Here is a 26,246-nt window from a genome sequence, read left to right on the forward strand (position 1 = left end):
CATCCTCCCCACCACCCCCGACATATCTGGCGAGTGGCACATGGCTGTGCCAAAACGCGAGAGGGCCGCACGGTGGTGTGCCACTCGTGGACGTCAGGCGGTGGGCATCCAGAGGAGGTGGAGGAAGTGTTCGACTTCCGATTGGACGGCGACGCGGGCGGGGGTGAGGTATTTGCGTGGGTCGGAGAGGTCGGGGTCGGTTGTCAGGCGCTCGCGGATGGCGGACGTCATGCGGATATTGAGGCGGGTGGCGATGTTGATCTTCGTCATGCCGTGGTCGACGGCGGCGCGCAGGCCGTGATCGGGGACGCCGGAGGAGCCGTGCAGCACCAGGGGGACGGGGACCTTCGCGGCCAAGTGGGCGATCAGGTCGTTGTCGAGTTCGGCGGTGCGAGTCTGCATGGCGTGCGAGGAGCCGACGGCGACCGCGAGTGCGTCGACGCCGGTGGCGTGTACGAACTCGACCGCCTCGTCGGGATCGGTGCGCGCGCCGGGCGCGTGAGCGCCGTCCTTGCCGCCCACCGCACCGAGTTCGGCTTCGATGTGCACACCGCGTTCGTGGCACCACGCGGTGATCGCGGCGGTGGCGGAGACGTTGTCGGCGTAGTCGAGGGCCGAGCCGTCGTACATGACCGAGCGGATGCCGAGATCCACCGCGATATGGATCAATTCGGCGCTGGTGGCATGGTCGAGATGGACCGCGACCGCCGCGTCGCTGTCGGCGGCGATGCGCAGGCAGGCGAGTGCGAGCGGGGCGATGCCACCGTGATAGAGCGCGGTGTTCTCCGATAGTTGTAGGACCACCGGCCGTTTCGCCGATTCCGCGGCGGCCACGATCGCCTCGGCGTGCTCGAGGGTGATCACGTTGAACGCGCCCAGTCCGCCCGGACGGGCCGCGGCGATCAGTTCGGGGATCGAGGTCAGCGGCATAGCGCGTGCTCTCGCGAGAATGCGCGGCCCGTCCGCGCTTGCGAACCTTCCTGGTTGGTTCGGCTCCGTCGGAGTGTGAAGGTGTGGCGATGTGCGAGCGGAAAAGGTCCGCCGATCCCGCGTCCGGCGCGGCGCGCCACCGGCCACGATCGCGGCGGTACGGGCGAGGCCGTACCGTTCGTAGTCGGCTTGCCGCAGGCTGGGAACGTGGTCGTCGGAGTGTCGACGCTGCGCCGCGTTCGCCACGCGAACCGTGCTTGTGATGGTGGGGTCGGGATTCCGTAGTTCGGTCGTGTCGCTCGAGCAACCCGCTCGCCACCGTGGCTTGTCGGCTCGCACGGCCGGCGGCCGACCAGAAAGGAGTGGTGGACGGCTGTCACGGGGCGGCCTCCTGCGGTGCTGGTAGATCCAGTTCTCGAATCCGGACGGTCGGGGTGAGGCGGGTGCGCAGGCAGCGGTCGATCTCACCGGCCACCGGGACGACCACGGCAGCCGCGGAGGTCGCGACCGCGTCGGCGAGCAGGGCGGGCCAGTCGGTGCGTGATTCGGACGAGAGGGCGGCGATCACGGCCGCCACCGCGGCATCGCCCGCGCCGGTGGGATTGCCTGCGAGCGGCTCGGCCAGTGCCGCCGACCACGCGCCGTCGGCGGTCACGGCGGTGATCCCCTCGGGGCCGCGGGTCGCGATCACGGCGCGCACGCCCTGATCGATCAGCGGCTGCACGGCGCTGACGATGTCGTCGGCGGTCACGGGCTCCGCGCCGGTGAGGCGCTGGAGCTCGCTCTCGTTCGGCGTGAGCACGATGCCCGGCACCTGGGCGGCCAAGCGCAGCGCGTCACCGTCGACGTCGCAGATGGTCGGCACGTCCGCCGCGATGGCGGTGCGGGCGATCTCGGCGGGCAGCGAGGGGTCGATGCCGCCCGGCAGCGAACCGGAGATGACCAACCCGGCGATGTCGGTCAGCAGGCCCGCCACCCGGACGGACAACTGCTCGGCGGCGTGCGGATTGGAGACCCGCGCGCCCGGCTCCCACAGCGCGGTGGCGGTGCCGTCCTCGGACTCGCTGATCACTACCGTGCGGCGCACCCAGGGCAGCGCGTGCACGAAGTCGACCGGCATCTCCAAATCGGCGGCCGCCGCGAAGGCGTGATCGGAGAACCCGGTGGCTCTGGCGTACTTGCCGAGCTGATTCAGCACCCGGGTCACGTTGATGCCCTTGCCGCCGATGCGTTGCTCCACCGACCGGACCCGGTGGGCCTGCCCGCGTTCGAAACGTTCGACGCGATAGGTCATGTCGTACGCGGGATTCATTGTCACGGTGAGGATCACCTCAACCACTGTCCTCGTCTGAGCACCCTGCGCAAGTGGAGATTGTCACTGACTGTCAATATATCGGCGAACTGGCCGGGCCGCAGGTCACCGACATCGGCGAGCCCGAGCGCGGCGGCCGGAACCGAGGTGGCCGCCGGCACCGCGTCCCGCAACGGGACACCCGATTCGCGTACGGCGCGCGCGACGCACTCCAGCAGGGTGCTGACGCCGCCCGCGATAGACCCGTTGGCGACCCGTGCCACTCCGTCGCGCACGGTCACCGGCTGCGGGCCGAGCCGGTATTCGCCGTCGCCGAGGCCTGCCGCCTGCATGGCATCGGTGACCAGCGCGACGCGCCCCGGCGCGGTCGCGAACACCAGCGCGGCGAAGCCGGGGTCCACGTGCACGCCGTCGCCGATCAGCTCCACGATCGCGTCGCCCGCCGCAGCGGCCACCAGAGCCGCGGCGATCGGGCCGGGGTGCCGGTGGTGCAGCGGCGGCATGCCGTTCGCCAGATGCGTCACGAGGCTTGCCGATCCATTGGGTCGCAGAGCATTCCGGAAGGACGCATAGTCGGTGTCGCTGTGGCCGAGCGCGACGACCACACCGTTGTCGGCCAGCCGCTGTGCGACGGCCGCGTAACCGGGACGCTCCGGCGCGAGAGTCATCGCGCGCAGATGCGCGCCGCCCGCGCTCAGCAGCCGGTCGGTCAGTTCGGGATCGGGGTCGCACAGGTATCGCGGATCCTGCGCTCCGCAGCGCGCTTCGGACAGGAACGGCCCCTCGATGTGAATACCGCCGAGCACGCCTTCCTCGGCGAGTTCGCGCAACGCGGCGGTCTGCGCCACCATGTCCTCGACAGGACCGGTGACCACGCTCGCCACCACTGTGGTCGAGCCGTGCGCATGGTGCGATTGGGCGGCGGACCGTGCGTGCGCGCCGTCGACGGTATCGAATCGATAGCCGAATCCGCCGTGATTGTGAATGTCCACAAGCCCCGGCAACACGGTCCCAGAAAATGGCGGCTCAGGTAAATCGCGATGCGCCGCGCGCCACTGCGCGAACGACCGCACCGCCTCGATCCGCTCCCCGGAGATCATCACCACGCCGTCGTCCAGCGCGACGCTCGCCGAGACGATGCGTCCCCGGATCGTCAGCTCTGTCATGTCAGTGCCTCTCGGCTCGCGGTTCGGATAGCGTTCGCCGGGCGGAAGCGGTCGGCGGAGTACGCGCGCGGTGGTGGCTTCAGCCGTACGCGACGGTCAGCGTGCCGCGCGGCGGATGCACCCGTCGCACCACGGCGGGTCGGCGGTTGAACGATCGCGCCGCCCGGATTCGAGTCCGAGAAGTTTCCGCCATCTCGTCGACCGTCGGACCCACGGACTGGACGTGGACGCAGATCACGTTCGGCATCGGCCCGGTCGGCTCGGCGACGAAATCGACCCCGTTCCGACCAACGCCCGGGAAGGTGCCGGTCACAGATCGGTTTCCGACGTGGTGTCATGCCAATGCTCCGTGGCGGGCGAAGAGGGCGGCGCCCGCGAGGCCCGCACGAGCGCCGAACTCGCCGAGCACCACTCGGGGCGTGGGGACCAAGCGGAGGCGGTCGGATAGTGCACGGTGCAGTGGGTCGGTGAGCGCCGCGCCGGCTCCGGCGAGCCCGCCGCCGAGGACGACCAGTTCGGGGCAGGCCGCGTGCACGATGCCGACCAGCCCGTCGGCGAGCGCGTCGACCGCGTCCTGCACCACGGCGGCCGCGTCCGGGTCGGTGGACACGAGCGCGAAGACTTCCGCCGCGCCACCGCTCTCGCGCCCGGTGCGCCGGGTGTAGGCCCGCGCGATGGCCGCCCCCGAGGCGACCGTCTCGACGCAGCCGGTATTGCCGCAAGGGCAGGGCAATCCGCCCACGCGCCGCACCGGCACGTGCCCGTACTCGCCGACCTGCCCGTAACTGCTGCGCACCAGCCGTCCACCGACCGCCAGCGTCCCCGAGATGCCGGTGCCGAGGATGACGACGCACACGTTCTCGTAGCCCTGCCCGGCGCCGTACCGCCATTCCGCCCAACCGGCCACGGCCACATCGTGTTCGATCAGCGTCGGCATACCCCAGAGCTCGGCGAAGCGGTCGCCCACGTGCACGTCCCGCCACCCGACATTGCTGCTGAACACCGCGATCGACCGGGCGGTGTCGACGATGCCGGGAAGGACGACGGCAGCCCGGCGCACCCGACGACGGTCGGCTTCCGGCAGTTCCGCCAGCAATCGTTCGCCCAGTTCACCCACCGCGTCGAAGGCTGCCGGACCGTGTGGCGTGGCGACCGTGCCCACGGCCGAGGCCGCGCCCGCGGCATCGGTGACTTCGCCTTTGATGGTGGTGCCGCCGACATCCAATCCGAGGACGAGCGCGTCGCCCGGCAGCGCAGCCGCATCGGCCGCTGTGCTCGGCACTGCGGTGCGCTGCCCGGCCGAGCCCCGCCGTGTGGTCAGCCGGTCGTCGGGGCGCGCGCGGTCCGCCCCCGCACTGCGCGGTCCGGAGACGGACTCGCCCGCCGACGTCCGCGGCTGTTCGGTTCCCATTCTCGGCACAGTAGCTCGTGCCGACTCCTGCGCCCTTGCGCGCGCGGCCTGCGGAGATGTCGTGCCATCGTGCGAGGATTCGGTCCCCACTCCCGGGGCCGGTGATGCTGGGCGTTCGGATCGACCCACGGATGGTGGTGTGATCGTCGGCGCGGCGGTGTGGTCGGTGCCTGCGACCGGTGTGATCGCGGGCTGTCGCGGTTCGACGCGCTGGGGCGGCGTGGCGGTGCGCGTGGCCGCGAGCGGCTGGTGCATCACGGGCGGCGTGGCGGTGCGCGCGGCCGCGAGCGGCTGGAGCATCACGGTCGGCGGTGCGAGTCGGCTGTGCGGGTCGCGCTTCGCCGGGTCCGCCATCTGCGCTACCCGCCCCCGGCCGACGTTCACCGCACGCCCGCGATCATGACTTCAGGACCACCGAGCGATTCAGGCCGCGCGGGTGGTCGGGGTCGAGTCCCGAGTCGGCGGAGCGCAGGAGACAGAGCCGGTGCACCCGGATCAGGTCTGCCATCGGGTCGATGTCGCGGTGTTCCAGGTGGGCGCCGGTGGCGGTGACGTCGGTGGCGAAGCCCGGCTCCAGTGCTCCGAAGGCCCAGACCGCGCGTCCGGGCGCGGAGATGGCGATCGGGCCGTGGCGGTACTCGGTCGCCGGATACGCCTCCGTCCAGGACTGGCAGGATTCGCGCAGCTTGAGCGCCGCCTCGTCGGCGATGGCAGCCGCGAATCCCATGCCGACGAAGCTGATCTGCTCGGCGCTACGAACCGCCGCCAGCGATTCGGCGGGATCCTCGGCGAGCACCGCGCGAGCCTGGGCGATCACCGGCGTCAGATCCTCGCCCAGGTGGCTGCGCAGGATGGCGAGGGTGGTCGTCGCGAAGCGCGTCTGCACCACCGACCGCTCGTCGACCCGGTCGATCAGGATCGGGTCGCCCAGGTCGAGCACGGGCGTGCCGGGACTGGAGCAGATCACCGCGCGGGGGACGTGCGCCGGGATGTCCCGCATGGCGCGCACCACCTCGGTGGTCGTGCCGGAGCGGCAGATCACGAGGTAGCGGTCGTATCCACGCGGGCGGACCGCGCTGGCGGGCCAGGCGTCGGTGATCCCAGCGCCCGCGCCCTCCCGCAGCGCCGCGATCGCACACGACATGAAATACGAAGTGCCGCAACCGATCACAGCGACGCGCTCGCCCGGCCTCGGCAGCGCGGCGTGATGATCGGCGGCGATGGTCGCGGCGTGCGTCCAGTCGTCCGGCTGGGTGGCCACCTCGGTGGCCAGATGCGGCTCTGGTGTGCGGGCAGAAGTAGGCACCGGAACAGCTAAATCCTCGTGATCGTTTATGTCAAATTTACGAGCAAATCGGTCACATATGATCACGATCCGGGCTAGATTGAGGCGCACGGACCGTGCGTCCTCCCATCATCGGCGGCTCCGCTGGCGCCGTGTGGGTAAATCTGAAAGGTTCTGCTCGTGAAAAGACCATTTCGTCGCGTACTTGCCGGAGTCGCGCTGGTCACCGGCGTCGCGCTGACCCTCTCGTCCTGCGGGTTCGGTTCGAAAGACGCCGCGGACTCCGCCACCACGATCAATTTCCTCGCACCCGCCTACAGCGACGGCGCCACGGGCACCAAGGCGCTGTGGGACGGCATCATCGCCGAATTCCAGAAGCAGAACCCGGGCGTCACCGTCAACTTGCAGATGGAGTCGTGGAACTCGATCAACGACGTGGTGCGCACCAAGCTCCAGTCGCCGTCGACCACCCCGGACCTGCTCAACATCGACGCCTACGCCAGCTTCGCGGGCGACGGCCTGCTCTACCCGGCCACCGACATCGTCTCCGCGCCGGTGCTGGCCGACATCCAACCGGCTTTCGCGCAGAACGCGGCACTCGACGGCACCCAGTACGCGCTGCCGCTGTTCGCCTCCACCCGCACGCTGTTCTACAACGCCGAGCTGTTCGCGCAGGCGGGCATCCCCCGGCCGCCGAAGACCTGGGCCGAGTTGACCGACGCGGCGAAGAAGATTCAAGCGCTCGGCGGCGGCGTCTCCGGGTACGGGCTTCCACTCGGCAGCGAGGAGGCGCAGGGCGAGACCTCCATCTGGACCTTCGGCGCGGGCGGGTCCTGGGCCGACGGCGACCGGATCACCGTGGACACCCCCGAGAACCTGGAGGGTGTACGGGCCATGCGTGAACTCATCGATGCCGGTGCGACTCAGCCCAATCCGGGCGCGACCGACCGTAAGGACGTGATCAACGCCTTCATCCAGGGCAAGATCGGCATGATCGAAGCGCTGCCGCCGACCATCGGCCAGATCCTCGCGAAGAACCCCGGCCTGCGGTACGCGACCGCGCCCTCCCCGACCAAGACCGGCACACCGGTGACGCTCGGGGTAGCCGATCACCTGATGGCGTTCAAGAAGGACGGCGCCAAGGCCGAGTCGATCAGGAAGTTCCTCGACTTCTTCTACTCGGCCGCGGTGTACGCGGACTTCGTCAAGCACGAGGGCTTCATCCCGATCACGCACAGTGCCGCGACCGCGCTCGCCGAGGACCCGGTGACCAAGGCATTCGCCGCCACGCTTCCGGTGGCGCGGTTCTATCCGAGCAACAACCCGAAATGGGCAGCGGCTCAAGGCGCCATCCGCCAGCAGATGGGCACCATCGGGCAGGGCGCGGACCCGGCCCAGGTCTTGCGCCGGATCCAGGAAGCCGCGAACTGACGTGCGGCGCAGAGGAATAGTGGCGGCGTTGCCGTGGATCGGACCTTCGCTGGTGCTGATCGCGGCCGTCGTCGCCTTCCCCGCCTGCTACATGGTGTGGACCAGCACCAGGGACCTCAGCGCCTACGGCCAGGACCGCGGCAACGCCGGACTGGCCAACTATCGGACCCTGTTCGGGATCTCGGAACTCGGTTCGGTGCTGGCTCACACGGTGGTCTGGGTGATCGGCGTCGTGCTGATCACCCTGGTGCTGTCCGCGGCGCTGGCCCAGTTCCTGAACAAGGATTTCCCCGGACGCACCGCGGTGCGGATGGCGATTCTGGTGCCGTGGGCGGCGTCGGTGGTGATGACGACGACGATCTTCTACTACATGCTCGATCCGGACGTCGGCATCGCGAACCGGTTCCTGGTCGACATCGGGCTGCTCGACCGCGGTTACGGTTTCACCAAGCAGCCGACGCAGGCGTTCCTCGTGGCGATGGGCGTGGCGGTGTTCGTGTCGGTGCCGTTCACGACCTACACGATTCTCGCCGGGCTCCAGTCGATTCCGGCGCAGATCGATGAGGCGGGGCGAGTCGACGGCGCGGACGCGTGGCAGCGCTACCGCTACCTCACCCTGCCGCAGTTGCGTCCGGCGATCGCGGTGGCGACCATCATCAACATCATCAACGTGTTCAACTCGCTGCCTATCCTGCAAGTGATCACGGGCAGCATCGCGGGGTTCTCGGCGGACACCACGACGACGCTCACGTTCAAGCTGATCCGGCAGAACCAGCAGATCGACACCGCGGCGGCGATGAGCGTGCTGAACTTCGCGCTGATCATAGTCGTCATCGCGATCTACGTTCGGCTGGTCCGCCCGACCCGGGAGATCGACCGATGACGGCGCAGGCCGAGGCCATCGAGCAGGCCGTCCCGTCGGCGACCCGCGCCGGACGACGCCGCTGGGAGCTCACCGCGATCGGCGTGGTGCTCGCCGTGCTGTTCCTGCTGCCGTTCGTCGTGATGGTGCTCGGTTCGCTGAAGAGCAGGGCAGAGATCCTGCGCATCCCGCCGACGTATCTGCCGCAGTCCTGGCATCCGGACAACTACGCGACGATGTGGGACACCCCGGAGACGCCGCTGCCGTTCAACCTCGTCAGCACGATCATCATCGCGGTCTGTGCCACCGCGCTGGTGCTTGCCGTGGCGATACCGGCGGGGTATTACACGGCGCGGCACCGGTTTCCGGGGCGCGCGGTATTTCTCGGTGTGGTGCTGGTGACCCAGATGTTGCAGCCGACGGTGCTGGTCACCGGGTTGATCCGCGAGTTCTTCGCGCTCGGCATCAACGACACCTGGCTGGCGATGATCCTGGTGAACGCGGCGTTCAACCTGTCCTTCGCGGTGTGGATCCTGCACAGTTTCTTCGCCGCGATCCCGGTGGAGATCGAGGAGGCCGCGATGCTCGACGGACTCGGCCGCGCGCAGACGCTGGTCCGGGTGAGCCTGCCGCTGGTCTGGCCGGGCGTCGTCACGGCGACGATCTTCGTGGTGGTGGCGTGCTGGAACGAATTCGCCGCCAGTCTGGTCGTGCTGACCACGCCGGAGAACCAACCGCTGTCGGTGGCGCTGACCAAGTTCGTCGGCCAATACGACACCGCGTGGCAATACGTGTTCGCGATTTCCACTGTCGGCATCATTCCGGTGGTGCTGCTGTTCGCGCTCATCGAGAAGCGTCTGGTGGCCGGACTGACCGCGGGCAGTGTGAAATAACGTGCGAGCGCCGGACCGCCCGGATGCCGGAATCGCCACGGCACCAGCGTTCGACGCGCTGACCGAGGGTAGCCGCGCGGTAGCATCGAACGGTGACATGGCGGGAGCGCGGACCCAAGGACGGTCGCAGCTACGGCGGGCTGTCCAAGGAGCAGCGGGTTGCCCAGCGGCAGACCCGCCTGATCGATGCCGCCCTCGAACTATTCGGCACCCAGGGTTACGCGGCCACCTCGATCGAACGCCTCTGCGCCCTGGCGAACGTCTCCACGCGCAGTTTCTACGAGGACATGGGCAGCCGCGAGGCTCTGCTCATCGCCTTGGCGAATCGCATCACCTCCCGTGCGCTGGAATACGCGCTGGCGGCCCTGGCGGCGACCGAGAACGAGCCCTTGCCCATACGCGTGGTGGCGAGTTTCCGCGCGTACCTGGGCGTGACGTGTGCCGATGCCCGGTGCGCGCGCGTTTGCTATGTCGAAGTGGTCGGCGTGAGCGCCGCGGTGGAGGAGTGGCGCAGGCAGCAGCGCCGCTTGCTGTCGTCGTTGCTGATCAGCGAGGCAGAACGCGCCGTCGGGCGGGGCGAGACCGGCCCGCGGCGTTTCGACCTCTTCGCGCTGGCCGTGATCGGGGCGGTCACCTCGCTCGCCCAGGAATTGGTTCAGAGCACCGAGCCGGAGGCGACGGTGAGCCTGGACGAGATCTGCGCGGAGATCGCCTACTTCGTGAATTCCGGCCTCTCCGGCACGCGCGTCGATCCGCCGACGGAAACCGGGGCCGGGCGAATCCCCGTCGCGCTTCCGCAGCGACCCTCCGTCGAGGCCGATGTGTCCTGAGCCGGTCTGCCGCGGTCGTGGGGGATCGCTCCGGTCGGCACACGCGTGTGGTCAGATTGTTCGCGTGCTCGCCGAAACAGCAGGTTTCCCGCGCGACCGGGGCGGTGTGAGATGACCGGACCGCCCGATCGTCCGCAACGGTGGAACCGGTTGCTGGAACTGCTCGCCGAAGCCGGACGCCTCTCGGTGGAGGAAGCCTCCGAACGGCTCGGCGTGTCCGCCGCGACGGTGCGCCGGGACTTCACCGCGCTCGCCGAACAGCAACTGGCCACCAGGACGCACGGCGGCGTGGTGGCCACCTCGGTGGCCTACGACCTACCAGCGCGATACCGGCAGAGTGCGGGCGAGGCCAAGCAGCGCATCGCCGAACACGCTGCCGCTCTGGTGAATCCGAACGCCGTGGTGGGCATGAACGGCGGCACCACCACCACGGCGGTGGCCAGGGCACTGGCCGGGCGCACGGATCTCGGGTCGACCGCTGACGAGCAGTTGACCATCGTCACCAACGCGCTGAACATCGCGGGCGAGATGGTGCTGCGGCCGCACATGCGCACGATCGTGCTCGGCGGGGTGGCCCGGCGGGAGTCCTACGAACTGCACGGGCCGCTGGCCGAACGGGCGCTGGCCGAATTGCGGCTCGACGAACTCGTGCTCGGCGTGAACGCGATCTCGGTCGCGGGTGGCGCCCAGTGCAGGCACATCGACGAGGCCGGGGTGACCACCGAGATGGTGCGGCGTTCCGGCCGGGTGATGGTGGTGGCCACCGGCGACAAGCTCGAGCGCACCGCCCTGGCCCGCATCTGCGGCATCGAGCAGGTGCAGGTGCTGGTCACCGACACCGGTGCGGATCCGGCGGCGGTGGAGACGATCCGCGCGGCGGGTGTACGGGTCGACGTGGTGTAGGCGCGGGAATTCGGTGGGACGCCGTCCGAAAGCTGCCGGCACTGCCGGCTTGTGGCGCGACCAGGATGTCGGGGGAACCGTTCGCCGGCCGGTGTTTCGGCGAATCTACTTCGCGGCTGCCGGTGCCAGGGACCGCGAAACCTCGGCGGCGGGGCGGATGCTGCGTCGCCAGACCAGGAACCCCCAGGCCACGAAGCCCGCGTAGACGAGGTACAGGGCGGCCGACGGGTAGTAGCCCGCCCGCACCAGCAGCGGAATACCGACCAGGTCTACCGCGATCCAGATCAACCAGAATTCGGCCAGCCCTCGGGCCATGCCGTAAGTGGCCAGGACCGAGCCGGTGAAGATCCACGCCTCGGCCCACGGGCCGTAGGAATCCAGCCACGCGAAGAGTTGGGCGAAAACCGCCGTGCCCGCGAGCATCGCGGCCACGAGGATCACGCGTTCGCGCGTGCTCGCCCAGCGCGGGTCGACGCCGCGATGCTCCAGGCCGGTTTCCCGCGCCGCGTGCCGGTACCAGCTCCACCAGCCGTACACGCTGACCGCGACGAACATCAGCTGACGTCCGGCCTGCCCGGCCATATTCAATTGCTGCGGGGTGTGGAACACCCCGCCGACGAACACGGTGAACAGTAGGGCGTTCCCGGCGATGCCGACCGGCCAGGCCCAGACGCGCCGCCGCATGCCGCCGATCGCGGAGGCCAGGCCGAAGCCGTTGCCGATCACTTCGCGCCAGAGGATCTCCGAGCCCGCGATGTGCAGCTTGGCGTCGAGCAGCGTGAGGATCGGGTTCACCTGTCGTGTAACCCGCGGCGAGGCGTATCTCATCCGATCGGATCGCCCCGATTCGAAATCCACCCCGCCGCCGCGGTGCGGACCGTAACGATTGCGCAATCCGGCGACGCGATTCGCAACGTCCGTGCAATGGGGTGCTCTTATCGTGGCCGTCATGAGCACGGAGAGCGGTACCGCCGGGGGGACCGGAATTCATCTCAGCGGATTGACCAAGTTTTTCCGGGTCGGGCGGAAGACCGTGCAGGCGCTGGCGAGCGTCGATCTGCACACCGAGCAGGGCGCGTTCCTGTCGCTGCTCGGCCCGTCCGGCTGCGGCAAGTCGACGGTGCTGCGCATCCTCGCCGACCTGGAGACGCCGACCGCGGGCACGGCGCTGATCGATGGCGCGACGCCCGCCGAGTTGCGCGGCCGCCACGCGTTCGGCATCGCGTTCCAGGATTCGGCGCTGTTGGCGTGGCGGTCGGTGGCCTCGAATATCGCCTTACCGCTGGAGGTCGCGGGTATCAAGCCGGAGCCGGGGCAGATCGATGACCTGATCCGGCTGGTCGGACTGGAGGGCTTCGAGAAGGCCAAGCCCGCGCAGCTGTCGGGTGGGATGCGTCAGCGCGTCTCGATCGCGCGGGCGCTGGTGGTGCAGCCGACCGTACTGCTGCTGGACGAACCGTTCGGAGCGCTCGACGACATGACCAGGCAGCGGCTCAACCTGGAGTTGCTGCGGATCTGGACCGAGAAGCCCGCGACGACGCTGATGGTCACCCACGGCATCGCGGAGGCGGTGTTCCTGTCCGACGTGGTGGCCGTGATGAGCCCGCGGCCGGGGCGGGTGCTGGAGCTGGTCGAGATCGATCTGCCGCGCCCACGGCTGCCGGAGATGATGCGGACCCCGGAATTCCACAAGCTGCACGACTATCTGTCGGAACTGCTGTTCGGGACGTCGGGAAAGGGAGGAGTCGCGTGAACGCGCCGCAACCGGAACGCTGTCTGCGATACGGCAAGCCGGGGCGGCAGCGGCCCGGTGCGCACACCAGGCCGGTGCGCCGACATTCGCCGGGATGCTGTATCCGTCGAACGGGCGGTGTGGCATGAAGCGCTTCGCGGGCGTGCTCGGCGTACTCGGACTGGTCGCGGGGTGGTGGGCTCTCGCGGCGCTCGAGGTCGCGGGCGGCACCATACCCAGCCCCTGGCAGGTGCTGCACACCATGTACACCGACGGATGGGACCTGTACGGCCCCAATTTCCGGATCACCGCGCTCGGTGCGCTGCAGGGATTCGTCTGGGGCAACGGCTTGGCCATCGCGCTGGCCGTCCTGATCGTGCTGGTCCCGCCGATCGAGTCGCTGGCCACCCAGCTGGCGATCCTGAGTTATTGCACACCGCTGCTCGCGCTGGGCCCGATCATCCTGGTGGTCTTCGGCGGACGCACGCCGACAGTGTTCCTCGCCGCGATGTACTGCTTCTTCACCACGATGGTCGGCACCGTCGCCGGATTGCGTTCGGCCGACCGGACCAGCCTGGACTTGGTGCGCGCCTACGGCGGCGGGCGCGGGCAGCAGCTGTACCGGGTGCAGGCGATCTCGGCGCTGCCCAGCACGTTCGCGGCGTTGAAGATCGCCGCGCCGTCGGCCGTGCTCGGCGCGATCATCGGCGAGTACCTCGGCGGTGTGGACAGCGGAATCGGGGTGGCGCTGACCGCCGCGCAGACGTCCTACAACGTGCCACGCACCTGGGGCATGGCGCTGGCCGCCGCGGCGCTGGCCGGACTCGGCTACGCGCTGGTGGCGCTGGCCGCCCGGCTGGCCGCGCCCTGGACCGGGCGGGAGGCGCGATGAGCATTCGGACGCAACAGGTTACGGAGGACGCCCGATGAATCTCCTGCGACGGATCGGCCTCTTCCTGTTCCCGCTGGCCACCTCGCTGCTGCTGATGCTGGTGATCTGGTACGTCTTCCTGAAGATGTTCCCGCAGGTCGGCCCTCGGGTCGGCAAGACGCCCGGCGATATCTGGACCTACTTGGTGACGGCGCCCAACGCCGCCACCGCGCGGCAGGCGATCCTGGATGATCTGCAGATCACCTTGCGCGACGCGGCCATCGGGTTCGGCGCGGGCATGCTCGCCGCGCTGGTGGTCGCCGCGCTGTTCGTGTCGTTCGCCGCGGTCGAGCAGACCTTCCTCCCGGTGGCCGTGCTGCTGCGCTCGGTGCCGCTGGTGGCGCTCACGCCGATCATCGTGCTGGTGTTCGGCCGTGGCCTCGCCGGCGTCGCGGTGCTCGCCGCGATCGTGGTGTTCTTCCCCGCCTTGGTCATGATCATGGCGGGGTTGCGCAACGCGCCGCGGCAGGCGCTGGAACTGGTGGCCGCGTACGGCGGTTCCCGCTGGACCGGGTTGCGCATGGTGGCCGTGCCCGCGGCGTTGCCCTCGGTGTTCGCCGCCGCGCGGATCTCGGTGCCGGGCGCGCTGATCGGCGCGCTGCTGGGGGAGTGGCTCGGCAGCGGGACCGGCCTGGGCGCGGGTCTGATCCGGGCGATTCCGACGTTCCAGTACAGCAAGTTGTGGGCCTCGATCGTCATCGTCACGTTGGTCTCGGTGGTGCTCTACGCGATCGTCGGTGTGGTCGAGAACCTGGTGCTCGCACGGTTCGGTCCGGAAGCGGGACGACTCTGACCGAGCGGCCCGGCCCGGCGATACCGCGCGAATCCGCGCCCGGAACGCCAAAGTAAAGAAAATGAAACGCGCTACACCTAGATTCGGCCCATGACACCCGCGCAACGCTCCACGTCCGGGCACCTGAACCGACGCTCGTTCCTCCGTTACTCCGCGTTCACCGGCGCCGCGCTCGGTGGTGCGGGGGCGCTGGTCGCCTGCGGGAACGCGGGCGACTCGTCGGGCGGCACCACCGAGGACGGTTCGAAGTACGGCGGCGTCGCGGTGCAGCTGTCCTGGCTGAAGAACATCGAATTCGCCGGCGAATACTTCGCCGATTCGAAAGGCTATTTCAAGGAAGCCGGTTTCGGCTCGGTCGACCTCGTCGCGGGCGGCGCGGCCAGCACTTCGGTGGAGGCCGGACTGGACACCGGGAAGGTGTGGCTGGGCTTGTCCGCGCCGCAGACCACCGCACCGGCGATCCTGGAGGGGCTGCCCGCCAAGATCGTCGCCACCACCTATCAGAAGAATCCGTTCGCGATCGTGTCCGCCGCTGCGCGACCCATCCACTCGCCCCAGGACATGAAGGGCCGCAGGATCGGTGTGCAGGACACCAACCAGCTGATCTTCCAAGCGCTGCTCACCGCCAACGGGCTGAAGCCGGGCGATGTCACCGTCGTGCCCGCGCAATACGACCCGACGCCGCTGGCCAACGGGGAGGTCGACGGATGGGTCAGTTACGTGACGAACGAACCGATCACACTGGCGGCCAGAGGTTTCCAGAACACGCACTTCTTGTTCGCCGACTTCGACCTGCCGCTGGTCGCGGAGACGCTGACGGTCGCGCAGTCCACCATCGACAAGGAGCGCGACAAGCTGAAGGCCTTCCTGGCCGCCGAGATCAAGGGCTGGAAGGACGCGGTGGCCGACCCGGCCGAATCGGCCCGGCTCGCGGTCGAGGTGTACGGCAAGGATCAGAAGCTCGATCTCGCCGAGCAGACGAAAGAGGCTCGCGCGCAGAACGATCTGGTGGTCTCGGCGGACACCGCCGCCAATGGTTTGCTCTCCATGACCGACGCGCTGATCGAGCAGAATATCGTCGCGCTGCGCGCCGCGAAGATAGATATCAAGGCCGCACAGCTGTTCGACCTGTCCGTGCTGCGCGAGGTGTACGCCGAAAACCCCAGCCTGAAATAGTCAGATGCTCAGTCCGACAGCGGTTCGCGATGTGATCGGGAATTCACCGCTGTGCGGGTCGGCCGCTCGCGCCGGTTGCGCGGCGCGGGCGGCCAGCAGTTCGGCGGCGATCGCCACGGCCATCTCGGGGGCGGTGCGCGCGCCGATGTCCAATCCGGCGGGCGAGTGCAGCCGTGCGAGCGTCTCCGGGCCGAAACCGCCTGCCTGGAGATCCTCGATCCGCCGTAGGTGCACCTGGCGTGAGCCCATGGCGCCGAGATAACCGAGCTCGGGTAGTCGGAGCGCCACGGTGAGCAGCGGGATTTCGAACATGGGATCGTGCGAGAGGACGACTATCGCTGTGCTGCTGTCGATCTCACCGGCCGCGGTAAGTGTGTTGAGGTAGCGGTGCGGCCAGTCGACCACTACCTCGGCGCCGGGAAACGATTCCGGGGTGGCGAAATTGGGGCGCGAGTCGCAGATCGTCACCCGGTAGCCGAGCAACCCGGCCTGCACGGTCAGTGCGGCGGCGAAAGAATTCGCGCCGAAGATGATCAGCCGCGGCGGCGGGGCGAAGGAGGACACGAAGACGTCCGAATCCGGTAGCGCGACCAGTTCGGTGGCGTGTCGCTTGTCGGTGATCAGGTGCTGGCCGATCAGGTCGGAGTCGGAGTTCCAGACCACCGTGAAGACGGTGACCCTGCGGTGCGCCGCGATCTCGGCGGCGACATCCGGGAACTCCGGGAAGTGTCTTCGCGAGAACGGTTCGGTGAAGACGTCCATCATCCCCTCGCCGTTCCCGCCCGCCTCCAGGCCGGTGGCTACGCCGAAGCGGTGCATCGCGCGACGGCCGGTGCGTGCCGCCTGGAGCACCGCCTCGTACGCGATCTCCTCCAGTCCGCCCGCGGCGACCGATCCGTAGACGCCCCCGTCGGGGTCGACCAGCATCGCCGAGCCCACCGGTAACGGGGCGGCGCCCACGGTGCGCACGATGGTGCCGAGCCCGCCGGTCCGGCCCGAGTGCCACACCCGCAACAGGTCGTCGACGATGTCCCGCATCAGCTAGCTCCGATCACCGTGCGGTCGTGGCCGGGAAGTCACGATCGACGCCCGTCGCCAAATCGTCGCACGTGACGCACACCATATCGTTTCTGCCGGTCAAATAGGTCCGGGCTCCGGAATCTCCTGCTGCCGACCCACAAACCGCATTCCAGTGCTTGTGAGCTATAACAACAGGGTGTCCGGGTGTGTGATGGAACACAGCACGTGCCAGGCCGCCGGGGGACGCCAGCGCGGCGGAGAGCACCCGGGCGACCACGTCGGCTCCGACATCGGGAGTGTCCACCGGCATGATCGCGGCGTAGCGTGCGGGAGTCCCCGCCGCGGCGATCAGGCCCGCCCGCAGCGATGCGCTCATGCCGGTGGCCCAGTCCGCGGCCCACACGTGCCGCACGCCCGGCGGCAGGTCGACGATCCGCGGCGTCGGGCCGGTCGCGCCGAGGACCACGATGACCGGGTCACACCCGCCGTCGCGCAGCGCGGTGACGGTCGCTCGCAGCCAGGCGCCGCCCTCGGCGAGCACCTTGGGTTTTCCGTAGCGGGTTCCGGCGCCCGCGGCGAGGACGACGCCCGCGCAGGGCGCGACGGCGGGACGATCGAGATCGGCCATGGCTGAAACGGTAATACCGCGCGGTCTGCGCCGCACGAGTTGCCGGTGCTCAGACGCCCGCGCGAGCGACACGCCGAAGGCGCTCCCGACCCTTCCGGTGGCGGCCCGGTTGGTCGTATCCGATGCTGGTCCGATGACGGATCAGCGATCCGGGCTCGCGGGGTTCGACGCGCTGTCCGAGGATGCGGCCTACCGGGCGGTGCTCGGCTGCTGCTCGTCGCCGGGCTTCGCGCGGTCGCTGGTCGCCGGCCGTCCGTACCGGAGCGTCGACGCGTTGCTCGACACGGCGGACGAGGTGTTGGCGCGGCTGCCCGAGTCCGAACTCGACCTCGCCCTGGCAGGGCATCCCAGGATCGGGGAGCGGCCGCGATCGACGGCTTCGGCGCGGGAGCAGGCCGGGGTGGCGGGAGCGGCCGACGCGGTACGCGCGGCGCTCGCGGAGGGCAACCGTGCCTACGAGGAGCGGTTCGGGCACATCTATCTGGTGTGCGCGAGCGGAAAGTCGGGCGAGGAACTGCTCGCGCTGCTCACCGCCCGGCTGCGCAATGATCCCGAAACCGAAAGGCGAATCATGCGAACAGAATTGGGCAAGATCAACCGGGTCCGGGTGCACGCTCTGCTGGCGGAGTGGTCGTGAGTGAGTGTAGCGAGCGAACGGCCGGCGCAGCCACGTTCGTGGCCATGACGGAGCCGAGCGCCGGCGAGGCGCAGTCATGAGCACGCTGAGCACACACGTGCTCGACGCGGTGCGCGGTGCGCCCGCCGCGGGCGTCACCGTGACGTTGTACCAGCGGGACCGGCGGCTCGATTCAGGCGAAACGGATGCCGACGGACGGATCGGCGCACTGGGCGAAGCGCTCGAACCCGGAACCTATCGGCTGGTGTTCGACACCGGCGCCTATTTCGCGCAGCGGGAAGTCGAAACCTTCTATCCCGAGGTGAGCATCGCGTTCGCCGTGACCGAGCAGCGGCACTATCACGTCCCTTTGCTGTTGTCGCCCTTCGCCTTTTCCACCTATCGAGGGAGCTGAGCCGAGCATGGAACTGACCGGGCCGATCGTGCTGACCGACCACCGATACGGCAAGGCGGAGAACCGGATCGTCCGGATCCACCGGCAGACCGCACGCCACGAGATCCGCGACGTGAACGTGTCCACGGTGCTGCGCGGCGACTTCGCCGACGCGTACGTCGCGGGCGACCAAGCGAAGGTGCTGCCCACCGACTCACAGAAGCAGACCGCCTACGCCTTCGCGAAGCAGCCGGGACTGCGCGCCATCGAGGACTACGCGCTCGCGCTGGCCGATCATTTCGTCACCGAGATCGAACCGGTGCGCAGCGCGCGCGTCGAGGTCGACGAATACGCCTGGCAGCGCGTCTCGGTCGGCGGCGTGGAGCACGACCACACCTGGGTGCGCCGAGGGCCCGAAGTGCGCACCGTGGCGGTCACCGTGGCCGGGAGCGGCAGCGAGCGGCGGGCCTGGGTCGTGGGCGGGGTGAAGGATCTGACCATCCTCAAGTCGACCGGGTCGGAGTTCGCGGACTTCCTGACCGACGAGTTCACCGTGCTCGCGCCGACCCATGATCGGATGCTGGCCACGTCACTGATCGCCGAGTGGCGGTTCGCGGACAGCGCGGGCGTCGACTGGGACGAGGTCTACACCGGAGTGCGCGCGCGGTTGGTGGAGACCTTCGCGACGCTGCACTCGAAGGCTATGCAACAGACGCTGTTCGAGATGGGCAAGGCCGCGCTCGCCGCCTATCCGGTGCTGGCCGAGATCCGGCTCGCCGCGCCGAACAAGCACAACTTCGACTACGACCTGACCCGCTTCGGCATCGAGAACCGCGGCGAGGTGTACCACGCCGACGACCGGCCCTACGGGCTCATCCACGCCACCGTGGCGCGCGCGGACGCACCGGAAGCGGGGCCCGCGTGGACCAGGTGACCGTCGTCGCGAACTGCGCCGTCGCGACGGTCGACGCGGACGGGACCGAGTACACCCGCGGCCACGTCGTCGTGCGCGGCAACCGGATCGACGCGGTCGGTGCGGGGGATCCGCCGGACCTGGGCCCGGACGCGCGGCGGATCGAGGGGCGTGGCTGCCTGCTGACTCCCGGGCTGGTGAATACCCACCATCACCTCTACCAATGGATCACCCGCGGCCTGGCCACCGACCACACCTTGTTCGAATGGCTCACCACGCTCTACCCCGTCTGGGCGGGTATCGACGAGGACGGAGTGCGCGTGGCGGCCACGGGTGCGCTCGCGGCTCTCGCGCGCACCGGGTGCACCACCACCACCGATCACCACTACATATTCCCGCGCGACGGCGGCGACCCGCTCGCGGCCGAGATCACCGCGGCGGCGCGGGTCGGCCTGCGGTTCCACCCCTGTCGCGGCTCGATGGATCTGGGGGCGAGCGCGGGCGGGCTGCCGCCCGACCACTTGGTGGAGCGCTTGGACGACATCCTCGCCGCGAGCGCGGCGGCCATCGCGCGCTGGCACGACCCGTCGTTCGATGCCATGCTGCGGATCGCGCTGGCGCCCTGCTCGCCGTTCTCGGTCACGGCGGACCTGCTGCGCGAATCGGCGGCGCTGGCTCGCGCCACCGGTGTCCGGCTGCACACCCACCTCGCCGAGACCGTGGACGAACAGGACTACTGCGCCGACACTTTCGGCTGCACACCGGCGCAGTACATGGAGCGGTTGGGCTGGTTCGGTTCCGACGTCTGGTACGCGCACGCCGTCCACCTGGACGATGACGCGATCGCCGCCATGGCGGGAACCGGCACCGGCGTGGCGCATTGCCCCACCTCGAACGCGCGGCTCGGCGCGGGTGTCGCGCGCACCGCCGACCTGGTGCGCGCGGGCGTCCCGGTGGGGCTCGGCGTCGATGGTGCGGCGAGCAACGAGGCCGGTTCGATGATCGAGGAGCCGCGCCACGCGTTGCTGTGGGCGCGCAACCGGGGCGGGCCGCGAGCGATGACCGTGCGTACCGCGCTCGAACTGGCCACCATGGGCGGCGCGCGAGTGCTGGGCCGGGCCGCCGAGATCGGATCGATCGAAGTGGGCAAGCTGGCGGACCTGGCGTTGTGGCGCCTGGACACGGCCGCGCACGCCGGGATCGAGGATCCGGTGACCGCGCTGGTGCTCGGCTCGGCCCCCCAGCTGGCCGCGCTGCTGGTGAACGGACGCGAGGTGGTGCGCGACGGCGAGGTGCGGACGGTGGACACGGAGGTGGTCGCGGGCGAGGTGGCGCGCGCGCAGGCGGCGTTGGCCGCGAAGGCGGGTTGAGCGGCTCGCGCGGATCGGTCACCGGCGAGCCTGCCGAAAAGCGGACCGGCTTACCCGGACGGGGTGCCGTCGTCGCACGGTCCGTGCTGGTCGAGGTAGGCGGGGCGGACAGCTCGTCCACCTCCTCGACCGTGTGGTCAGCAGCACCCAGCGCACGGTGGCGCTGTCGGCGGCGGCGAGGACGGGAAGAGGCTGTCGGCGCGCGACTGTCCGGTACCCGCGGCGCAGGATCGCAGCGCCGATCTGGGCGAGGTGTCGTGCCTGGTCAGGCGGGACGAGCAATACTGAAGCAAGGTCGGCTCGGACGGCCCGTCGATGCGGGCGGAGCTGTGGTGTTGTGGATGGCACGCCCGCTCGGCCGGGGTGGTTCCCGGCCGCGGACGGCCGTCGTGCGGCGAGGTAACGGCCGCGCAATCCGACGCGCGTCGCGCGCAATATGGCGGCAACCGACTGGCTCTACGGTGACGGAGAGGCAGGAACGAGGTGAGACGTGGACCTGGACACGATCCGCGAGGTGGTGATCGCCCGCGAGCGGGAGGACCTGGCCGTGCTCGGCGCTTCGACTGCGGTGCTCGCCGGAGGGACCTTCCTGTTCTCCGAGCCGCAGGATCAGCTGGTGCGCCTGGTCGACATCACCGGCTTGGGATGGCCCGCGTTCGAGATCGGGGACGACGGACTGGAGATCGCCGCGACCTGCACCCTGGCCGAGTTCGCCGGCGCCGCGCCGGGACGTGAGCTGGGGATGCCGGTGTTGCACGACCCGTGGCCGGGGACCGCGCTGTTCGCGCGATCCTGCCGGGCGCTGCTGGCCTCGCACAAGATCTGGCGCAGCGCTACCGTCGGGGGCAACGTCTGCCTCGCGCTGCCCGCGGGCGCGGTGCTCGGCGCGCTGGTCGCGCTCGACGGGATGGCGATGGTGTGGGCGGCCGACGGCGCCGATCGGCGTATCCCGATGCGAGAGTTCGTCCTCGGTCCGGGGCGCACGGTGCTGCGGCCCGGTGAGGTGCTGCGCTCGATTCGCCTGCCTCGGTCGAGTTTGCTGGCACGCACCGGCTTCCGGAAGATCGCGCTCGCTCCGCTCGGCCGGTCGGGCGCCGTGGTGATGGGGCGGCGGGAACGCGACGGCCGCAGCGCGGTCACCATCACGGCCGCCACGACCAGGCCCGTCGTCCTGGATTTCGCCGCCCCGCCCGGCGACGGTGCGGTACGCGACGCTCTGAGCATGATCGATCCCGCGCTGTGGTTCGACGATCCGCACGGGTCGCCGGAGTGGCGCGAGCACGTCGCGGGGATGCTCGCCCGTGAGGTCGCCGCGGAATTGCGGGAATTCTGATGCGATTCGAGGTGGACGGCAGGACCGTCGACATCACGGCGCGGCCGGGCCAGTGCCTGCGGACAGCGCTGCGCGAGAACGGCGTCCTCGCGGTGAAGAAAGGGTGTGACACGGGCGATTGCGGGGCCTGCTCGGTGCTGGTCGACGGAATGACGGTGCACTCCTGCGTCTTTCCCGCCTATCGCGCCGCCGGACGGTCCGTCACCACCGCCGCCGGGCTCGGAACGCCCGAGCACCCGCATCCGGTGCAGCGCCGGTTCGTCGACAACGCTGGATTCCAATGCGGGTTCTGCACCGCGGGCATGGTGGTCACGGCCGCGGGATTGGGGTGCGGCGACGACGAGCGGATCGCCGTGCCGGCTGACGAACTCGCGGAGTTGCTGAAAGGCAATCTCTGCCGCTGCACGGGCTACCGCGCCATCCGTGCCGCGCTGGGCGAGCCGCCCGATCCGGGCGACTCTGCCGCCTTCGCTCCTGATGGGACCGTGATGACCGCCGGTGGCGCGGGAGTCGGCGTGTGGGCCGGGGTGCCCGGCGGCGAGCCGCGTACTTCGGGCGGTTCTGCGGCTTGCCCTCCCGATGGGATCGTGACGACCGCCGGAGGTGCGGGAGCCGGAGTGTCGGCCGGGGCGCGTACTTCGGGCCGTTCTGCGGCTTGCCCTCCCGGCGGGACCGAGACAAGCACCGGAAGTGCGGGGGTCGGCGTGCCGGGCGGGGTGCCCGGCGGCGAGCCGCGTACTTCGGGTGGTTCTGCGGCCTTCCCTCCCGGTGGGATCGTGACGACCGCCGGAGGTGCGGGGGCCGGAGTCGGCGCGTTGGCCGGGCCGCGCATCGTCTCCGGGAGCGAGCCGTTCACGCTGGACCTGCCGGAGGTCGGCTCCCCCACCGAGGACCTACCGCGAACGAACGATGCCGCCACCGTGCCGCCGATCGCCCCGCTGCACATCGCGGTGCTGACCAGTCCGTACCCGCACGCGCGCATCCGCTCGATCGGTGTCGCCGCGGCCGTGGCGCTGCCAGGCGTGCACGCGGTATTCACCGCTGCCGATGCGCCGGACGTGCCGTTCTCCACCGCACGACACGAACTGCGCACCGATGATCCCGACGACACCTACGTGCTCGACCGGACCGTTCGGTTCGTGGGGCAGCGGGTGGCCGCGGTGGTGGCCGACAGCGTCGGGATCGCCCGCGAGGCGTGCCGCCTGCTGGAGGTCGACTACGAGGTCCTGCCCGCGGTATTCGATCCGCGCGACGCGCTGCGCGCCGAGGCGCCGAAACTGCACGCGGACAAACCGGTTTCGGCCCGGATCGCCGATTCCGGCCGCAACCTCGTCGCCGAGCTGCACGGCGAGGTGGGCGACGTCGCGGCGGGACTGGCCGCCGCGGCCCACGTCGTGCGCGGCGTCTGGCATTCGCCGCGGGGGCAGCACGTGCACCTGGAGACACACGGCGGGGTCGGCTGGCTGGATGACGCCGGACGGCTCGTCATCCGGTGCAGCACCCAGGTGCCGTTCCTGGTCCGCGATGAATTGTGCCGCCTGTTCGGGCTGTCGCCGGGGCAGGTGCGGGTGTTCGCGGCCAGGGTCGGCGGCGGGTTCGGCGCGAAACAGGAGATGCTGGCCGAGGACTTGATCGCGCTGGCCGTGCTGCGGACCGGCAGGCCGGTGCAGTACGAGTTCACCCGCGCCGACGAGTTCGTTTCCGCGACCTGCCGCCATCCGATGCGAGTCGAGGTGACGGCGGGGGCCGACGCCCACGGTGTGCTGACCGCCTTGGCCGTAGACGTGCTCGCCGACACCGGCGCCTACGGCAATCACAGCGGTGGGGTGATGTATCACGGCGTCGGCGAGTCGGTGGAGCTGTACCGCTGTGCCAACAAGCGGGTCGACGCGCGAGCGGTGTACACCAACAATGTTCCTTCGGGCGCGTTCCGCGGCTACGGCCTGGGCCAAGTGATCTTCGCGGTGGAGTCGGCGCTGGACGAACTCGCGCACGCGCTCGGCGTGGACCCGTTCGCATTGCGCCGCCGCAACGTCGTGGTGCCCGGTGACCCGTTCGTCGGCGCCGCGGTGAACGAGAGCGACCTCATGTTCGGCAGCTACGGTCTGGACCAGTGCCTGGACCTCGCCGAACGCGCGCTGCTGCGCGGCAACGACGTGCACGCGCCCGGCCCGCAGTGGCGGGTGGGCACCGGCATGGCCGCCTCGATGATCGCGACCGTCCCGCCGCGTGGTCATCGGTCGTCGGCGACGGCCTCGCTGTTGCCCGACGGCCGCTACGAGATCCGGGTCGGCACGGCGGAATTCGGCAACGGTACGACGACGGTGCACGCGCAGCTCGCGGCCACCGCGCTGGATGCCGACCTCGCCCGCATCGTGGTCCGGCACGCCGACACCGACCTGGTGGACCACGACACCGGCGCGTTCGGCTCCACCGGCATCGTGGTCGCGGGCAAGGCGGTGTACGCGGCGGCCTGCGCGTTGCGCGGCCTCATACTGGCCAGGGCGCGCGAATTGACGGGTGTCCCGCAGCGGGACTGCGTGCCCGCCTCCGGCGGCGTGCGCTGCGGCGACCGGCTGCTCACCGCGGCCGAACTGCTGACCGGCGGCGACCTCACCGCCCACGCCGAGCACGGGGGCAGCCCCCGGTCGGTGAGCTTCAACGTGCACGCCTTCCGCGTCGCCGTGCATCCCGGCACCGGGGCCGTGCGTATCCTCCAGTCGATCCAGGCCGTCGACGCGGGCACCGTGCTCAACCCGGTGCAGTGCCGTGGGCAGGTCGAGGGAGGTGCGGCGCAGGCCGTCGGCACGGCGCTGTACGAGGACATGCGCAGCGCGGACGGCGTGGTGGGCGCCCAGACCCTGCGGCACTATCACGTGCCGCAATTCGCCGACGTGCCGCGCACGGAGGTCTACTTCGCCGAGACTTCCGACGCGCTCGGTCCGCTGGGCGCCAAATCGATGAGCGAGTCGCCGTACAACCCGGTCGCCCCCGCGCTGGCCAACGCGATCCGCGACGCGGTCGGCGCGCGGCTGTACGGGTTGCCGATGACCGCGGACCGGGTCTGGGCCGCGCTGCGGGAGAAGGGGTCACGATGACGAAGGTGCCGGAGAACGTCCGTGCGCGGATCGAGTCGATGCTCGACACGGTCGATACCGAGCTGCGCCGCAGGTATCCCGGTTCGAACGGCCGCGCGCAACCGATCCACACCGTGTACGTCCCGGCCGACCGGGTCGCCGAGGAGACTCCAGGGGAGTGGGGCGCGGCCGCGGTCGAACTGCTCGACCGCCACCACGATCTGCTGACCGCGCTCGACGCGACCGGCTCGCTGCCCGACGTGCGCAAACGGCTGGAGGCGAGTCCGGTTCAGGATCTGCGCATCGACTTCGAGGACGGCTACGGCCTGCGCGCCGACGCCGAGGAGGACCGCGCGGCCACGGCGGCGGGCGCGGTGCTCGCCGCCTGGGCGCGGCGCTCCGGAGGGCCGGCGAACAGTGGCATCCGGATGAAGGGCCTGGGCCGCGGGGAGCGTCGTCGTGCGCTGCGCACGCTGGATCTCGTGTTGGCGGGCGCGGGCGGTGTGCCTGCGGGATTCGTCTTCACCGTGCCGAAAGTACGTGCAGCGCAGCAAGTTCCGCCTCTGGTGCAACTGTGCGTGGGGCTGGAGCGCGCGTACGGCATCGCCGAGGGCAGCCTGCGCTTCGAACTCCAGATCGAGAGCCCACAGGCGATCCTGGCGGCGGACGGCACCGCGCCCGTGGCCGCCATGCTGACTCTGTCCGAAGGCCGTTGCAGCGCGTTGCATTTCGGTACCTACGACTACACCGCCGCCTGTGGCGTCGCCGCGCCGGACCAAGCGCTCGACCATCCGGCCGCCGATTACGCCAAGACGGTCATGCAGGTGGCGGCCGCGCAGACCGGGGTGTGGGTGTGCGACGGTTCCACCCAGATCGTGCCCGACGCCGACCCGGAAGCCGCACTGCGCAACCATCACCGGCTGGTCGCCCGGGCGTTGCGGCGGGGGTACTACCAGGGCTGGGACATGCATCCGGGCCACCTGGTCACACGCTGGCTGGCCACCTACGACTTCTTCCGCCGGGCGATCGATGTCGCGGCGCCGCGCCTGCGCGACTATCTGGCCCGGCGCGGCGGCGACGTCGTGGACGAACCCGCCACCGCGGAAGCGCTCGCCGCCACCGTGCTGCGGGGTATCGAGTGCGGCGCTCGCCCGGACGCGGGGGCGCCGGAACTCACCGAGGCGGTCCTGCGCGCGCTGGTGGCCCGCGCGCCGATCCCGACGGAGGCGACGTGATCGGC

25 protein-coding genes are annotated in these 26,246 nt (G+C 70.1%); 17 read left to right on the forward strand and 8 right to left on the reverse strand.

Annotated elements, in window-relative coordinates:
- Positions 1 to 93 precede the first annotated feature (93 nt).
- The 4 genes from ACFU5M_RS06035 to ACFU5M_RS06050 form a co-directional block, all read right to left on the reverse strand.
- Entirely contained in the window at positions 94 to 930 is an 837-nt protein-coding gene (locus ACFU5M_RS06035; RefSeq protein WP_379044482.1) for a class II fructose-bisphosphate aldolase, read from the reverse strand.
- 376 nt (positions 931 to 1,306) lie between these two features.
- A complete protein-coding gene (locus ACFU5M_RS06040; RefSeq protein ID WP_379044485.1) occupies positions 1,307 to 2,248 on the reverse strand; it encodes a hexose kinase in 942 nt (313 codons plus the stop codon).
- Between the two features lie 8 nt (positions 2,249 to 2,256).
- A complete protein-coding gene (locus tag ACFU5M_RS06045) occupies positions 2,257 to 3,408 on the reverse strand; it encodes an N-acetylglucosamine-6-phosphate deacetylase (protein WP_379044488.1) in 1,152 nt (383 codons plus the stop codon).
- Between the two features lie 334 nt (positions 3,409 to 3,742).
- Entirely contained in the window at positions 3,743 to 4,819 is a 1,077-nt protein-coding gene (locus ACFU5M_RS06050; RefSeq protein WP_379044491.1) for an ROK family protein, read from the reverse strand.
- A gap of 139 nt (positions 4,820 to 4,958) precedes the next feature.
- On the opposite strand from ACFU5M_RS06050, the gene ACFU5M_RS06055 reads away from it, so the two are divergent.
- Positions 4,959 to 5,222, forward strand: coding sequence for a hypothetical protein (locus tag ACFU5M_RS06055; protein WP_379044494.1), 264 nt, complete (start codon positions 4,959 to 4,961; stop codon positions 5,220 to 5,222).
- Here ACFU5M_RS06055 and ACFU5M_RS06060 read toward each other — a convergent pair.
- Entirely contained in the window at positions 5,217 to 6,125 is a 909-nt protein-coding gene (locus ACFU5M_RS06060) for an SIS domain-containing protein (protein WP_379044497.1), read from the reverse strand. The two genes, ACFU5M_RS06055 and ACFU5M_RS06060, sit on opposite strands and share 6 nt — an antisense overlap.
- A 159-nt stretch (positions 6,126 to 6,284) precedes the next feature.
- On the opposite strand from ACFU5M_RS06060, the gene ACFU5M_RS06065 reads away from it, so the two are divergent.
- From ACFU5M_RS06065 to ACFU5M_RS06085, 5 genes are all read left to right on the forward strand, one after another.
- The gene (locus ACFU5M_RS06065) at positions 6,285 to 7,535 is read left to right on the forward strand and encodes an extracellular solute-binding protein (protein WP_379044500.1); all 1,251 of its coding nucleotides are present in this window, start codon (positions 6,285 to 6,287) and stop codon (positions 7,533 to 7,535) included.
- A gap of 19 nt (positions 7,536 to 7,554) precedes the next feature.
- Positions 7,555 to 8,418, forward strand: a complete 864-nt coding sequence (locus ACFU5M_RS06070; RefSeq protein ID WP_379044504.1) for a carbohydrate ABC transporter permease — start codon at positions 7,555 to 7,557, stop codon at positions 8,416 to 8,418.
- Positions 8,415 to 9,290 carry a carbohydrate ABC transporter permease gene (locus tag ACFU5M_RS06075; RefSeq protein ID WP_379044507.1) on the forward strand — a complete coding sequence of 292 codons (876 nt, stop codon included), beginning with the start codon at positions 8,415 to 8,417 and terminating at the stop codon, positions 9,288 to 9,290. The genes ACFU5M_RS06070 and ACFU5M_RS06075 overlap by 4 nt, the downstream gene beginning before the upstream one ends.
- 92 nt (positions 9,291 to 9,382) lie before the next feature.
- On the forward strand, positions 9,383 to 10,120 hold the full coding sequence (locus ACFU5M_RS06080; RefSeq protein ID WP_379044510.1) for a TetR/AcrR family transcriptional regulator: 738 nt from the start codon (positions 9,383 to 9,385) through the stop codon (positions 10,118 to 10,120).
- Between the two features lie 111 nt (positions 10,121 to 10,231).
- The gene (locus tag ACFU5M_RS06085; RefSeq protein ID WP_379044513.1) at positions 10,232 to 11,023 is read left to right on the forward strand and encodes a DeoR/GlpR family DNA-binding transcription regulator; all 792 of its coding nucleotides are present in this window, start codon (positions 10,232 to 10,234) and stop codon (positions 11,021 to 11,023) included.
- A 105-nt stretch (positions 11,024 to 11,128) separates the two neighbouring features.
- Here the strand turns inward: ACFU5M_RS06085 and pnuC are convergent, their stop codons facing one another.
- Positions 11,129 to 11,818, reverse strand: a complete 690-nt coding sequence (gene pnuC / locus ACFU5M_RS06090; RefSeq protein ID WP_379044516.1) for a nicotinamide riboside transporter PnuC — start codon at positions 11,816 to 11,818, stop codon at positions 11,129 to 11,131.
- Between the two features lie 154 nt (positions 11,819 to 11,972).
- Between pnuC and ACFU5M_RS06095 the strand changes: the two genes are divergently transcribed.
- The 4 genes from ACFU5M_RS06095 (at position 11,973) to ACFU5M_RS06110 (ending at position 15,655) form a co-directional block, all read left to right on the forward strand.
- On the forward strand, positions 11,973 to 12,776 hold the full coding sequence (locus ACFU5M_RS06095) for an ABC transporter ATP-binding protein (RefSeq protein WP_379044520.1): 804 nt from the start codon (positions 11,973 to 11,975) through the stop codon (positions 12,774 to 12,776).
- 124 nt (positions 12,777 to 12,900) lie between these two features.
- Positions 12,901 to 13,647, forward strand: a complete 747-nt coding sequence (locus tag ACFU5M_RS06100) for an ABC transporter permease (RefSeq protein ID WP_379044523.1) — start codon at positions 12,901 to 12,903, stop codon at positions 13,645 to 13,647.
- Positions 13,648 to 13,681: 34 nt separating this feature from the next.
- The gene (locus ACFU5M_RS06105) at positions 13,682 to 14,479 is read left to right on the forward strand and encodes an ABC transporter permease (RefSeq protein WP_379044526.1); all 798 of its coding nucleotides are present in this window, start codon (positions 13,682 to 13,684) and stop codon (positions 14,477 to 14,479) included.
- A 90-nt stretch (positions 14,480 to 14,569) separates the two neighbouring features.
- Positions 14,570 to 15,655 (forward strand): ABC transporter substrate-binding protein, encoded by a 1,086-nt coding sequence (locus ACFU5M_RS06110; protein ID WP_379044529.1) that lies wholly within the window; start codon positions 14,570 to 14,572, stop codon positions 15,653 to 15,655.
- Here the strand turns inward: ACFU5M_RS06110 and ACFU5M_RS06115 are convergent, their stop codons facing one another.
- The gene (locus ACFU5M_RS06115) at positions 15,656 to 16,693 is read right to left on the reverse strand and encodes an XdhC family protein (RefSeq protein WP_379044532.1); all 1,038 of its coding nucleotides are present in this window, start codon (positions 16,691 to 16,693) and stop codon (positions 15,656 to 15,658) included. It abuts the gene before it with no gap.
- A gap of 13 nt (positions 16,694 to 16,706) precedes the next feature.
- Positions 16,707 to 17,303 (reverse strand): NTP transferase domain-containing protein, encoded by a 597-nt coding sequence (locus ACFU5M_RS06120; RefSeq protein WP_379044535.1) that lies wholly within the window; start codon positions 17,301 to 17,303, stop codon positions 16,707 to 16,709.
- A 133-nt stretch (positions 17,304 to 17,436) separates the two neighbouring features.
- Between ACFU5M_RS06120 and uraD the strand changes: the two genes are divergently transcribed.
- The 7 genes from uraD (at position 17,437) to ACFU5M_RS06155 (ending at position 26,241) form a co-directional block, all read left to right on the forward strand.
- Entirely contained in the window at positions 17,437 to 17,940 is a 504-nt protein-coding gene (gene uraD, locus ACFU5M_RS06125; RefSeq protein ID WP_379044538.1) for a 2-oxo-4-hydroxy-4-carboxy-5-ureidoimidazoline decarboxylase, read from the forward strand.
- A gap of 76 nt (positions 17,941 to 18,016) precedes the next feature.
- On the forward strand, positions 18,017 to 18,334 hold the full coding sequence (gene uraH, locus ACFU5M_RS06130) for a hydroxyisourate hydrolase (protein ID WP_379044541.1): 318 nt from the start codon (positions 18,017 to 18,019) through the stop codon (positions 18,332 to 18,334).
- 7 nt (positions 18,335 to 18,341) lie between these two features.
- Positions 18,342 to 19,247: a factor-independent urate hydroxylase gene (pucL, locus tag ACFU5M_RS06135; protein ID WP_379044543.1), complete on the forward strand. Its 906-nt coding sequence runs from the start codon at positions 18,342 to 18,344 to the stop codon at positions 19,245 to 19,247.
- A complete protein-coding gene (locus tag ACFU5M_RS06140) occupies positions 19,235 to 20,596 on the forward strand; it encodes an 8-oxoguanine deaminase (RefSeq protein WP_379044545.1) in 1,362 nt (453 codons plus the stop codon). The genes pucL and ACFU5M_RS06140 overlap by 13 nt, the downstream gene beginning before the upstream one ends.
- Positions 20,597 to 21,086: 490 nt before the next feature.
- On the forward strand, positions 21,087 to 21,929 hold the full coding sequence (locus ACFU5M_RS06145; RefSeq protein WP_379044548.1) for an FAD binding domain-containing protein: 843 nt from the start codon (positions 21,087 to 21,089) through the stop codon (positions 21,927 to 21,929).
- The gene (locus ACFU5M_RS06150) at positions 21,929 to 25,027 is read left to right on the forward strand and encodes a molybdopterin-dependent oxidoreductase (protein WP_379044551.1); all 3,099 of its coding nucleotides are present in this window, start codon (positions 21,929 to 21,931) and stop codon (positions 25,025 to 25,027) included. Before ACFU5M_RS06145 ends, ACFU5M_RS06150 begins: the two co-directional genes overlap by 1 nt.
- Positions 25,024 to 26,241, forward strand: a complete 1,218-nt coding sequence (locus ACFU5M_RS06155) for a DUF6986 family protein (protein WP_379044554.1) — start codon at positions 25,024 to 25,026, stop codon at positions 26,239 to 26,241. Before ACFU5M_RS06150 ends, ACFU5M_RS06155 begins: the two co-directional genes overlap by 4 nt.
- The last annotated feature ends 5 nt before the right edge of the window (positions 26,242 to 26,246 follow it).

Source organism: Nocardia sp. NPDC057455, assembly GCF_042802775.1.
GTDB lineage: Bacteria > Actinomycetota > Actinomycetes > Mycobacteriales > Mycobacteriaceae > Nocardia.

Coding starts and splice junctions, on each gene's coding strand:
- ACFU5M_RS06150 (WP_379044551.1), top strand. CDS start 21,929: ATGCGATTCGAGGTGGACGGCAGGACCGTCGACATCACGGCGCGGCCG.
- ACFU5M_RS06105 (WP_379044526.1), top strand. CDS start 13,682: ATGAATCTCCTGCGACGGATCGGCCTCTTCCTGTTCCCGCTGGCCACC.
- ACFU5M_RS06120 (WP_379044535.1), bottom strand. CDS start 17,303: ATGGCCGATCTCGATCGTCCCGCCGTCGCGCCCTGCGCGGGCGTCGTC.
- ACFU5M_RS06075 (WP_379044507.1), top strand. CDS start 8,415: ATGACGGCGCAGGCCGAGGCCATCGAGCAGGCCGTCCCGTCGGCGACC.
- ACFU5M_RS06085 (WP_379044513.1), top strand. CDS start 10,232: ATGACCGGACCGCCCGATCGTCCGCAACGGTGGAACCGGTTGCTGGAA.
- uraH (WP_379044541.1), top strand. CDS start 18,017: ATGAGCACGCTGAGCACACACGTGCTCGACGCGGTGCGCGGTGCGCCC.
- ACFU5M_RS06100 (WP_379044523.1), top strand. CDS start 12,901: ATGAAGCGCTTCGCGGGCGTGCTCGGCGTACTCGGACTGGTCGCGGGG.
- ACFU5M_RS06095 (WP_379044520.1), top strand. CDS start 11,973: ATGAGCACGGAGAGCGGTACCGCCGGGGGGACCGGAATTCATCTCAGC.
- ACFU5M_RS06050 (WP_379044491.1), bottom strand. CDS start 4,819: ATGGGAACCGAACAGCCGCGGACGTCGGCGGGCGAGTCCGTCTCCGGA.
- uraD (WP_379044538.1), top strand. CDS start 17,437: ATGACGGATCAGCGATCCGGGCTCGCGGGGTTCGACGCGCTGTCCGAG.
- ACFU5M_RS06110 (WP_379044529.1), top strand. CDS start 14,570: ATGACACCCGCGCAACGCTCCACGTCCGGGCACCTGAACCGACGCTCG.
- ACFU5M_RS06115 (WP_379044532.1), bottom strand. CDS start 16,693: ATGCGGGACATCGTCGACGACCTGTTGCGGGTGTGGCACTCGGGCCGG.
- ACFU5M_RS06155 (WP_379044554.1), top strand. CDS start 25,024: ATGACGAAGGTGCCGGAGAACGTCCGTGCGCGGATCGAGTCGATGCTC.
- ACFU5M_RS06035 (WP_379044482.1), bottom strand. CDS start 930: ATGCCGCTGACCTCGATCCCCGAACTGATCGCCGCGGCCCGTCCGGGC.
- ACFU5M_RS06045 (WP_379044488.1), bottom strand. CDS start 3,408: ATGACAGAGCTGACGATCCGGGGACGCATCGTCTCGGCGAGCGTCGCG.
- pucL (WP_379044543.1), top strand. CDS start 18,342: ATGGAACTGACCGGGCCGATCGTGCTGACCGACCACCGATACGGCAAG.